Below are 12,073 nucleotides of genomic sequence, written 5' to 3' on the forward strand. Positions count from 1 at the left end.
AATCTCGATAGAGATTATAATTCAGCTCTCAATATCAAAAAAGAAGGCATTCGCTTATTAGCAAGTGCCTAATGAAAATATAAACTCTTGGAACAAGAGGGTTAGCTTGGTCCATTTCGTCAGCTACTAAAAGTGGCGATTACCCAAGAAACCCCCACTTCAAGCAATCCGTAAGGGTGGTAAGTGGTGGGAGTAGTTCACTTAATTGCATTGGCATGTAGAATGATAGTTTGAAAAAAATAGGACATCTCCTTTTCTAGAATACTGAAGTCTGGTAACGACAAATTATCTTTTAAGGTTCATGTCCTTCGTTCTATTCGCTACTCGTCAGAAGGAGCTACCCGAAGTCTTTCTTATTCAACTAGAGAAACACCAGTACCATTAGCACAGGGAGGCTAACCAATGTGCTCGCGGAAAAGCGACGTATATATCCAGAGCAGCTATCAGATCTAGCTGTTGTCTGATCAAAACAATTTTGTCTCCGTCTTGTCCCACATATAACCTTGTAGGAATATCCCTCTTCAAGTAATAATGGGACATCAATATGGATGAGTTGGGGACCAACTGCCAGTAGATGTCCGATTGATTCAAGGGCCTTTAGGTCATACCCTTATGGTACGAACCATCCGTGCTGGATAAACAATAACCCCCACGGAGTGAAGTTTCACTTTATATGGAAGGAGTATACCGTTTGTTCCTGGTATGTTTCATTTGGCTCTAAAAGAATGGATGGGAACTGCTTGTGATGGAGAGAGGCTGGAGTTCCTTGTGTTTCGAAGCATACTCCCATGTACTTGTCAGCGAATCCGTTGGCTAACTTCATATCTTTTTCCAAAGTATTTGCTGTATATAGCACCATTCCTGGTTGGCTTGTAGTAATATTCATCACTCGGCCGGATTTTTTTTCGGTTACCTGTATATTTCCAATCCCATCAAACAGAAAGTAATGGTCATAGCCACCACTTGCAATCTCATGCTGTTCAGAAGGAGTCAACATGCCGTCTGCTAGATAACGCCCATTGCGGAAGTTAAAAGTTGTCTGTTTGACATCGAGCTGTTTTCCGGTTGGAATTAATTCATGATCTAGTTCAATAAATGAATCACTATTAAATGCCACAACATGATTTTTCACGCTGTGTTTTGCATTTCCATTTAAGTTAAAATAGCTATGATTCGTTAAAGCGACTGGAGTTGTTTTATCGGTAGTTGCATGGTAATGAATCGTGAGTTCATTTCTATTTGTTAACGTGTATGTCACAGCTACAGACACATTACCCGGAAATTCATTACTACCTGCTGTATTATGCGTCAGCTTCACACCAACAGTATCGTCTGTTTGCAATGGTTGGACATCCCAGATCACCTGGTGAAATCCGTTTGCACCACTATGAAGGTGATGAAGCCCGTGATTCTTCTCCAGTAAATACTCCTTGCCATTGAGCTGAAAGGAAGCACCTTGAATCCTACCAGCTACTGGACCAACCAATGCACCAAAAAAAGCAGGATTGATTTTATAATCTGTATAATTTTTAAATCCTAGTACGACATTTTCTATATTACCATCTCGATCCGGAACCATTATTTTTGTGATGATACCGCCATAATTTAAGAGACTAACGGACATTCGCTTGTCATTTATTAATGTATATTCTTTCCATTTTTCTGTAACTGCTTTAGTTAGTATGTTCATATTGTATCGTCACTTCTATTTAGTGAGTTGATAAAACGTAAGAATTGCTCTTTGTTTTTAAATACGCCTGCATCTTCAAGGGCTTTAGTGAACTTCTTTCCTAGTTCTTCCATGATAATGGATAATGCTTCATTTTTATCTTTAATAGAACCATATGTTTCTTTCAATTGTTTACTCCATGCTTGATGATAATCCGCAATATGGCACGCTTCATCAAGCAGATATTTTTTAATCTCTGCTAATTCTTCCTTTAATCGAGCTGGTAATACAGCTAGCCCCATTACTTCAATTAGTCCAATATTCTCTTTTTTTATATGATGAACATCAGCATGGGGGTGAAAGATTCCCATGGGATGTTCGTCAGAGGTGCGATTGTTCCGTAGGACAAGATCCAATTCATGGACGCCGTTAGTATGTAGTCTAGCAATTGGAGTAATCGTATTATGAGAAATGTTATTTGAAAAGGCATAGATAGAGGCGGATTCGTCTGTATATCCTTTCCATGATTCCAGCACAAAATTAGCTGCTGCTATTAATTGTTCTTTGTTTTTACTTTGCAACCGAATAACAGATAACGGCCATTTCAATACGGAACATAATACATGTTTAAATGGATCTAATGCAAAGGTAAAAGCATCTTCTGCTTGCGCCATGGCAAACTTATAATTGCCTGCTTGATAATGATCATGACCTAAAATGGAACCACCGACGATTGGTAAATCAGCGTTTGATCCAATAAAGTAGTGGGGAAACATTTCGGTAAATTGTACCAAACGTTCAAATGCCTGTTTATCTATTTTCATATTGCGATGTTCTTCTGCAAGTAAGATACTATGTTCATTATAATAAACATACGGTGAATATTGGAGATACCAATTCTCTTTCAATAATGGCACCCGTATTACACGATGGTTGGCACGTGCTGGGTAGCCCACACGTCCAGCATACCCTTCATTTTCAATACATAACACACATTTAGGATAGTTTAGGTCTTGCTTTAATTCTCTTTCCCGTTTAATCTCCTTAGGGTCTTTTTCTGGTTTGGAAAGATTAATAGTAATATCCATTTTTCCGTAAGGTGTATTTGTTTTAAAATGAATATTTTTCTGTATTCGTTTCAATTGAATATAATTACTGTTTTGACTTAACTGGTAAAAATAATCCGTGGCTGCTTGCGGTGATTGTTCGTATTTTGCGTAAAACGTTCTATTGATATCGGATGGACGAGCCATAAAACAGTTCATGATGGAAGCAGCCAGCATTTCTTTCTCTTCAAAAATATCTTCTATTACTTGATGGCGAGCTGCATACTCTACAATGCTTTCTAGCAAATTAGGTATGGAATCCTCTATCGATGGAATGGTATCTTCTGGGAAGTTGGTTAGGTTAAGTAAATGCATGACTTGATTTCTAACATAGATTTGATCATGTTCCTCAATGAAACCAATGGTAAGGGCTTGCTTAATTAGTCTCGAAAGTTGTTGGTAAATCATGATTCTTTTCATCCCCCTTCATAACCGTTCGGATGTGTCGTATGCCATTTCCAAGCGTCGCTTAAAATAGTTTCAATCGAAGTTCGCATTGGCTTCCATCCCAATACTTCCTTAGCTTTTTTGGAGCTAGCAATTAGGACAGCCGGATCACCAGCTCGTTGCTCTCCCGTTTTAACTGGAATGGATTTCCCTGTAATGCGTCGCGCTGAGTCTATCATTTGTTTAACGGAAAATCCAGTATTGCTGCCAAGATTAAACACATCACTCTTACCGCCATTTTGTACATAATCAAGTGCTAGGATATGTGCTTGAATAAGGTCTTCGACATGGACATAATCGCGAATACAGGTACCATCGTCAGTATCATAATCTTCACCAAAGATCGTTATCGCATCCCGCTGTCCAAGTGCTACTTGTAAAATGATTGGCACAAGATGTGTCTCTGGACGGTGGTCCTCTCCGATCTCGGCTGTCTCTCGTGCGCCAGCTACATTAAAATATCGGAGTGATACAAAGTTAATTCCATGGGCTTTGGCCGTCCATTCTATTAATCTCTCCATTGTACGCTTCGTTTCGCCATAGACATTAGTTGGATTTGTAGGCATCGTCTCTTGAATAGGGTTGATAGTAGCTTCGCCATATGTGGCAGCAGTTGAAGAGAACACAATATGCTTGACTCCATACTCTACCATGACTTGCAATAAGACTTGTGTACCATAGACATTATTATCAAAATAGAGTAAGGGCTTTTCCATAGATTCACCAACTAATGAGTTCGCAGCAAAATGTATGACTGCATCAACGGAATCCTTTTTGAAAACGTCACGTAAAAAGTTAATGTCTCTAATATCCCCCTTATAAAAGGTTGCCATTGGATGTATCGCTTTGGAATGACCTGTTTGTAAATTGTCTATGACAACTACATCTTTACCTTGATCGATTAATTGATATACTGCATGAGAGCCAATATAACCCGCTCCTCCTAATACTAAAATACGCAATTAAAGCACTCCTTCGCTTAGTTCTTTTGCTCCATCTTCCATAACTGCTGTATAAAACGTCGCATTGTATCCAACAGTGTTGACATATATTTTATTAATACGATTTATAATCAAATCAGCTTTGTCCTTTTTTACAATTGCTATTGCACAACCACCAAAACCTGCACCTGTCATACGAGCTCCTAATACACCTTCCTGACCCCAGGCAGCTTCAACGACAGTATCTAATTCTAAACCAGTCACTTCATAATCTTGTTGAAGCGATTGATGTGATGCATTCATTAATTCTCCAAACTGCTGTAGATCATGTTCTTGTAGGCTTTGCACTGCATCTAATGTTCTAGCATTTTCATAGACAACATGCCTTGCCCGTTTTTGGATAACTTTGTTCCTAATTACATGCTTATTTGCATCAAAATCTTCACGGGTCAGTTCACAAAGAGTTTGAATGGGGAGCTTACTCTGTAACGCTTTTAATGCATGTTCGCATTCGGAACGACGTTGATTATATTTTGAACTAGCAAGTTGGCGATGTTTATTTGTGTTTATAATTAGGATGACATAGTTTTCTAAATGTAACGGAGCGTATTTGTATTCAAGACTTTGGCAATTCAATAGAATCGCCTGCCCTGTTTTTCCCATACCGATTGCAAATTGATCCATAATGCCGCTATTAACTCCTATAAATGTATTCTCTACTTTTTGCCCTAATTGAATTAATTGCAAGCGGTTCACTTTTAATTGATACAAATTTTTTAATAGAATTCCAGTTACCATTTCTATCGAAGCAGAAGAAGAAAGGCCAGCTCTGTTTGGAATGTTTCCATAAAAGAGAATATCAGCACCGGTTTGAATATATTTGGTGTGCTCCCGTAGTAGCTGAATCATTCCTTTAGGATAATTCGCCCAATCATCTGCCGGATCAAAGATGAGCTGCGTAATATCACATGTTACAATCCCCTTTTCAGGAAAATTCATCGAATAAAAACGAAATTTCTTATCTTTTCGTCTTACTCCCAATGCATAAGTTCCAAATGACAAGGCAGCAGGCAGGACATAACCTCCATTATAATCGGTGTGTTCCCCAATAAGATTAATTCTTCCAGGTGCAAAAAATATCCGTGGTGTTGTTTCTGCATGAAAAATAGTATGAAATTCCTTTTTTAAGGCTTCAATGTTCATAAGTACCTCCTGTTGAATAAACGTATAAATAACGACGCAGAAATAGAAAAAAACCACTACAAAATAATTAATTAAATTAATTTATTTAATTCTACTATAATAAGTTATAATTTTCAAACATATATTTGTATCTAATTAGTACCTGTTAGACAATTAAAGTTAGTAGTTAGTATGCTATTTTCTACATATTTTTAAAGAAAAAGAATATTGACACAATTATATTAGCATGATAACATGTTTAAAAATTTAATAATTAATTAATTTAATTAAGTGAATAATTCTTAGGTGAGAGGGGATGTCGGTTAGCGTGGATAATCAACAATTATTTGGATTAACAAATAAAGTAGCTGTTATTACAGGTGCTGCATCAGGGATCGGTTTAGCAACAGCTCGAATATTGGCTGAATTAGATTGTAAAGTGTTTATGCTTGATATTAATACAGAGGAGGGGAATTACCAGGCTGACAAGATTGTACAGGCTGGGGGTGATGCCGCTTTTTTACAATGTGATGTAACCTCTAATGAAGATTGCCAAGCTGTGGTTGCTATTATTGAAAGCGTTTCCGGTAATATAGATATATTATTTAATAATGCTGGTGTTATCCGAAGGAAAAATACGGTAGATCATACGGAATCTGATTGGGATCTTGTGATGGACGTATCGCTAAAAAGCGTGTTTTTACTATCTAAGTATGTAATCCCAATCATGCGTAATCATGGTGGAGGGAGCATTATTAATACAGGATCCGGCTGGGGATTAAAAGGAGGAGATGATGCCGCTTCTTATTGTGCAGCTAAGGGAGGAGTGGTGAATATGACTAAGGCAATGGCAATTGATCATGGAAAGGATAATATCCGTGTTAATTGTATATGTCCAGGTGATACAGACACACCGCTATTAAGAGGGGAGGCAGAGCAATTAAATGTTAATGATCAAGAATTTTTAGTGTCATCTGGGGTTAATCGACCGTTGCAACGAATTGGTACACCTGAGGATATTGCCAAAGGAGTACTATTTTTAGCTAGTGATCTATCTGCATGGGTGTCCGGAACCACTTTAGTCGTTGATGGTGGAGGATTGGCTTGAGTTCTATGAAGAGGCAATTCGTTTCTTGGGACGGGGGCTTATTTTCATGAATAAGCAGTTACAAATACGGTTTTTTGTATTCCTTTTGTAAGAATGTTTATCCCGCATATAACTGGCAGTAAGTCTCTCCACTTCAAGCAATAAAGAGAAACCAATATGGCTAAGTGAGGGAACAACTGCCAGTAAATGTCCGATTGGTTCACCTAACCATCCGTGGGGAAAAACCCCCCACGGATGGAAGCTTCACTTTATTCCGCATATAACTGGAAGTAAGTCCACCTTCAAGCAATAAAATAAAACTAATATGGGTAAGGGTGGGGTCAACTGCCAGTCAATGTCCGATTAGTTCAAATGTCTGTAGGTCATACCCTTGTGTGGTACTACCAATCAGTGGGAGATAAACAAGCTTCCAACTAATTGAAATGCTAGTTTAATAGGCTATTACAATTAATAATAAAGGAGAGTGTGCGCATGGTAAAAAAGTGTTTTTTTATAATGATTTGTTATTTATTCTTAGGAATTCTATTACTTGGTTGTCAAAGTGATAGTTCAAAAGCAGATAAAGACGATGCTGATAAAACAACAATCAAGCTTTGGAATAACGTTGCTGCGGGGAGAAGCTATTTTCCCATCTTAATCGAAAAATTTGAAAAAGAACATCCAGATATTAAGGTTGAACTTAATAATTTGAATGTTGAATCTAGTGAAGCAGAATACCAAGCAGCAATATCTGATCGTAATCTTCCTGATATATTTAGTACGGATGCCTTTACGTTAAATGAATTTGTAGATTTAGATCTTGTACATGAACTAAATGAGGTTTTTCCAAAAGACGTTCAATCGCAATACACGGAGGGAGTCTTTGATGAAGGGAATGCATCACTAAATGGAAATGTGTATTTGTTTCCGGTATACAAAGGTGGGACATATTATATGTTCTACAATAAACAAGTATTGAATGATCTTGGGATTGATGAAGTTCCGAAAACATGGAAGGAATTAAAGGAAGTGGGTATAGAAATATATGATCAATCCAATGGATCATCTTATGGTCTCATATTCGGTGGTCAGTCTGGTTGGTTAGTAAGGGCTGTAACACAATTAATGGCAACAGAGCTTTCACCAGAAAGTGGTTATGATTATGCAAATGGCGATTATAAATATGACACAGAAGGATATGTAGAGACAATAAAATTGATGAAGGATTTATTGGATAGCAATGCTTTATCACCATCAACCTTGGAAACAGATTCTACGGTAGCAAGAGAACTTTTTACTGCTGGTCAAGCAGCTTTTCTAATCGATGGGAATTGGACGGGTCAGTTACTTCATGAAAATGGATTTGATGACTGGGGAGTAGTTCCCTTACCCACAAAGAATCCAAATGGTCAGCAATATGGAGAATTTCGATTAGGTAGTAACGATGGTCTCTATGTATCTAAAGATACCGAGCATTGGGATGAAGTAAAACTATTTTTAGAATTTTTACAGGAAAATATATATCGCGAAATTCTCAAGGATGGTGAGCCATTGATTGCGAAGGAAGCGTCTGATATTAATGTCGAGCTACCATTTTCCGAAGTAAATGACATTGCGCAGATTTTCTCTGAGATGTCGGTTCGTGTCCCTAATCCGGTTGTTGTCAACCCGAAAACGCAAGAAGTACGCCTTGCGCTACAAAAGAACGCACCAGATAATGACGCAGGTTCTATTTTAATGGGCTACCTAACGGGACAGGTGGAAGATTTACAAGGAGCATTAACGGATTTCACGGATGACTATAATGCTGCTTTCACTAAGGCAATTCAAGAAAATGAAAATGTTTCTAGAGAGGATTTTCAATTTCCAAATTGGGTTCCGTATGAGCCCTATACAGAAAAAGAGTATCAAGAGTTGAAATAGAGTGGTTAGATGAAATTGGGCGAGCTACTTAAGTGAATATACTATGAGATAACGTAGTAGTTTGTCCTCTTTCTTTTTCATTAGAGCTTGTTTGATTAGGAGAGAATTTGTATGAACAAAATAGCAAAGCAGACGATAAGTAAGCATACAAAGAAACGATATATATGGGCGTATTTATTTATCTTGCCACAAGTAATTGTGTTTTTGGGCTTATCTCTTTATCCCATTATTATGAGCTATGTGTACTCCTTTTATGATTGGTCTGGTATAGGACCACTGACTGATTTTATTGGATTCGATAATTATAAAAATGTGTTTACTGAAGAAAAATTTTGGAATGCATTTAAAAATACGTTTATTTATACATCTGGCTTTACCACTATTTCCGTATCTGTTGCTTTAATACTTGCTTTAATATTAAATAGTCCAAATCTGAAGGGAAGAACTATTTATCGAACCATCTATTTCCTTCCTGTCGTAACAACAACAGCTATCGTTGGGATTATTATGAAAAATATCTTTGGTAATCAAGGTTTAATCAACCAAGTACTCGTGATGGTCGGTGTGATCGACCAAGCTATACCTTGGTTAGTTAATCCATTTACAGCTATGATCGTTCTTATCATTGTTGGATCTTGGAAAGAAATAGGAATTATCATGATTTATTGGCTAACAGGTTTACAGATGATTCCTAAAGAGTTATATGAAGCTGCAAAAATTGATGGTGCAGGACATTGGCAAACATTACGTTATATTACGTTACCTATGTTGGCACCAGTTGGAGCCACGATATTATTACTTACAACTGTTAGCAGTATGCGTGTATTTGACCTAGTAAAAACATTAACAAATGGTGGTCCGTTCTTTTCCACCGAAACTTTAGAGTTATATATTTATCGATTCGCGTTTGCTTCAGAGGGTCCATCTCAGGTTGGTTATGCCTCTACAGTTGGTGTGATATTAGGCATGACAGTATTCATAATAAGTTTATTACTTGGTTGGGTAGTTATGAAGGTCAATAGACATAAAAATAAAAATGGATTGAAAGTTGAGGTGGAGAAGTAATGCGTTCAAAAATAACTTGGGGAATAATCCATATCTTTTTAATCCTATTTGGTTTTATCTGGATATACCCTTTTATCTGGATGATATCTTCTTCATTAAAAACCAATGCATCTTTTTTAACTTCTGGAATTAATCCCATACCAGAGACGTTGAACTGGGAGAACTACACTAGAGCATGGGATGTTGCCAATTTCTCTGGGTACTTTTTAAATTCTGTAGTCATCACTTTAGGTACTGTAACTATAGTAGTTTTATTAAGCTGTTTAACAGGATATGCGCTTGGGCGAGTGGATTTTCCTGGTAGAAAGACAATGATCGTTATTATCGGAGCGCTGATGTTCATTCCTACAGGGTATACAATCATTCCGCTTTATGAATTAATGAAGTTTTTAGGATTATCTAACACGTTATTCGGTGTAGTTCTTGCAGAGTCCAGTGGGGCGCACGTGCTTTTTATTCTATTATTTGCAGCATTTTTTTCTCGCGTGCCTAAAGAAATCGAAGAAGCTGCAGCTATAGATGGAAGTGGTTTTCTAAAAACATTTTTTAAAATCATTCTTCCTTCTGCGAAGCCAGTTATAGCTACTGCTGTAATTATGCAATTTATTTGGACTTGGAGCTCTTTTTTAATTCCACTCGTTTTGACATTAAATAATCCAGATTTACGAACTTTGGCAGTGGGTATGCTCTCATTTGTTGGTAAATATCAAACGGATTGGACAGGGATGGCAGCTGGAGCATCGATATCCCTCTTGCCTGTAATTTTAATATTTATAGTAATGCAACGTTATTTTATCGAAGGTATATCCGGATCTGTAAAGTAAAATAGGATAGAAGATTAAATGTGAGGAGAAGATATCGTTGAATATAAATCTTAAACATATACCCTTTAGCCGATTTGGCTCTTATCTTAGTATTTCCTATTTACCTAAAAATGACTATCGTTCGGAAGGAATTTATTTACGTACAATCAGAGGTGGTGATGACGATGTCGGCGCTTTATTTAAATTAGATGTGACGAAAAATGGACATTGTATACCTTTTAATGCAATTGCAGCGGAGACTTGCCTCTGCCTTCAAGCGGAAGAAGGAGTAGTTCGATTAATTTATTCAGAAGCTCATTGTCTGCGTATTTATGGGGAACAAGTTGGTTTACGGTTATCTCTTGTTACAAATGCTTATGATAATGCTTTTTATTATCAAGCGCGAAGCTGGCAAGTGAATGTTTTTTCACAAAGCATTCGATTTATGTTAACTCCCTTTATTGGGGAGTTAGATGTAAGTGCGCCTTGGGATATAAATGGTAGTTCTTATGTGATTGCAGATTTTCATCCTAGAGAAGACAATGGTACTGTAGAAGGAATTATTGAAGAGTTTCTTACAATCTATGAACAAAAAAACGATTATCCGACGTTTGAAACAGCCCTTGATCACGTAAATGACGAATACAAAAAATGGTTGGAAAACACGTTGCCGGTACCGGCGGAATATGAAGCTGGAAGACAACTTGCTGCTTACATAACATGGTCCTGTGTTGTTAAACAAGAGGGATATTTACCAAGGTCAGCGATGTATATGTCAAAGAATTGGATGACAAATATTTGGAGCTGGGATCATTGCTTTAATGCAATGGCTTTAGTCAAAAAGAATCCGAAGTTAGCTTGGGATCAATTCATGATATTTTTTGATGTACAAGCAAAAAACGGCCTTTTGCCAGATTTTATGAATGATCAATTTGCTTATTGGAATTGCAGTAAACCACCAATTCATGGGTGGACGTTGGCATGGATGTTAAAACATTCAAATGAATTATCAAAAGAAAATTTAGCTGAGATTTATCAACCATTAAAACAGTGGACCAGTTGGTTCTTTAAAGAACGTGATGTTGATAACAATGGATTTCCAGAATATCAACATGGTAATGATAGTGGCTGGGATAATAGTACATTGTTTCATCAAGGGATACCTATCGAAAGTCCAGATCTTTGTGCATTTTTAATTTTACAAATGGAAACATTGGCAGAAATAGCTAATCGCTTACATTTCCAAATGGACTACGAAGAATGGAAGAAGCAGGCAGATCAGCTTTTAACCGATATGTTAGCCTATTTTTGGGATGGTGAGCAGTTTGTCGCAAAGCTCGCAGGTGAAAATGTGCGTTCTGGTGATAGTTTATTGTTATTTATGCCAATTATTCTAGCAAAGCGACTTCCAAAACAAATCCGATTGAGATTAATTGAAGGGTTGAAGGATGAAAACCGGTTTTTAACGGAACATGGCCTTGCTACTGAAAGCTTGCAGAGCCCATATTATTTAGAGGACGGTTATTGGCGTGGACCTATTTGGGCACCTTCCACCATGTTGCTTATTGATGGATTAATGGAATCAGGGGAAGAAGCGTTTGCTAGAGACCTAGCTCATAAATTCTGTAATATGGCATTAAAACATGGAATGGCAGAAAATTTTAATGCTGTATCGGGAGAAGGCTTACGAGATCGAGCATTTACGTGGACGTCAAGTGTGTTTCTTATCTTGGCACATGAATATGTGAATAAAGAAACAGAGAAGCCATCTCTTTAATGATTTCTAGGTAACTTTTCCCTGCATATAACTGGCAGTAAGACCCCACTTCAAGGAATAACGTGAAACCAAT

Annotated in this window: 9 protein-coding genes and 1 pseudogene; 6 read left to right on the forward strand and 4 right to left on the reverse strand. The window is 37.3% G+C overall.

Features of this window, described 5'->3' with window-relative positions:
• Positions 1 to 72 (forward strand): annotated as a pseudogene (locus RVS70_RS23355) (RNA-guided endonuclease TnpB family protein); the annotation flags it as partial.
• 592 nt (positions 73 to 664) lie between these two features.
• Here the strand turns inward: RVS70_RS23355 and RVS70_RS02960 are convergent.
• Genes RVS70_RS02960 through RVS70_RS02975 form a run of 4 tightly spaced genes read right to left on the reverse strand, consistent with a single transcriptional unit; the run spans position 665 to position 5,366 of the window.
• Positions 665 to 1,690, reverse strand: coding sequence for an aldose epimerase family protein (locus RVS70_RS02960; protein ID WP_026682532.1), 1,026 nt, complete (start codon positions 1,688 to 1,690; stop codon positions 665 to 667).
• A complete protein-coding gene (locus RVS70_RS02965; protein WP_121603853.1) occupies positions 1,687 to 3,183 on the reverse strand; it encodes a UDP-glucose--hexose-1-phosphate uridylyltransferase in 1,497 nt (498 codons plus the stop codon). The genes RVS70_RS02960 and RVS70_RS02965 overlap by 4 nt, the downstream gene beginning before the upstream one ends.
• 8 nt (positions 3,184 to 3,191) lie before the next feature.
• Entirely contained in the window at positions 3,192 to 4,184 is a 993-nt protein-coding gene (gene galE / locus RVS70_RS02970; RefSeq protein WP_321132486.1) for a UDP-glucose 4-epimerase GalE, read from the reverse strand.
• On the reverse strand, positions 4,185 to 5,366 hold the full coding sequence (locus RVS70_RS02975; RefSeq protein ID WP_026682529.1) for a galactokinase: 1,182 nt from the start codon (positions 5,364 to 5,366) through the stop codon (positions 4,185 to 4,187).
• Between the two features lie 295 nt (positions 5,367 to 5,661).
• Between RVS70_RS02975 and RVS70_RS02980 the strand changes: the two genes are divergently transcribed.
• The 5 genes from RVS70_RS02980 (at position 5,662) to RVS70_RS03000 (ending at position 12,000) form a co-directional block, all read left to right on the forward strand.
• Positions 5,662 to 6,453, forward strand: coding sequence for an SDR family NAD(P)-dependent oxidoreductase (locus RVS70_RS02980; protein ID WP_034679513.1), 792 nt, complete (start codon positions 5,662 to 5,664; stop codon positions 6,451 to 6,453).
• 471 nt (positions 6,454 to 6,924) lie between these two features.
• Positions 6,925 to 8,355: an ABC transporter substrate-binding protein gene (locus RVS70_RS02985; RefSeq protein ID WP_121603851.1), complete on the forward strand. Its 1,431-nt coding sequence runs from the start codon at positions 6,925 to 6,927 to the stop codon at positions 8,353 to 8,355.
• 111 nt (positions 8,356 to 8,466) lie between these two features.
• Entirely contained in the window at positions 8,467 to 9,420 is a 954-nt protein-coding gene (locus tag RVS70_RS02990; protein WP_051388431.1) for a carbohydrate ABC transporter permease, read from the forward strand.
• Positions 9,420 to 10,244 carry a carbohydrate ABC transporter permease gene (locus RVS70_RS02995; RefSeq protein ID WP_026682526.1) on the forward strand — a complete coding sequence of 275 codons (825 nt, stop codon included), beginning with the start codon at positions 9,420 to 9,422 and terminating at the stop codon, positions 10,242 to 10,244. Before RVS70_RS02990 ends, RVS70_RS02995 begins: the two co-directional genes overlap by 1 nt.
• 37 nt (positions 10,245 to 10,281) lie before the next feature.
• The gene (locus RVS70_RS03000; protein WP_121603850.1) at positions 10,282 to 12,000 is read left to right on the forward strand and encodes an amylo-alpha-1,6-glucosidase; all 1,719 of its coding nucleotides are present in this window, start codon (positions 10,282 to 10,284) and stop codon (positions 11,998 to 12,000) included.
• Positions 12,001 to 12,073 lie beyond the last annotated feature (73 nt).

The sequence above is a fragment of the Virgibacillus sp. M23 genome, from assembly GCF_034190895.1.
Taxonomy (GTDB): domain Bacteria; phylum Bacillota; class Bacilli; order Bacillales; family Amphibacillaceae; genus Virgibacillus; species Virgibacillus salarius.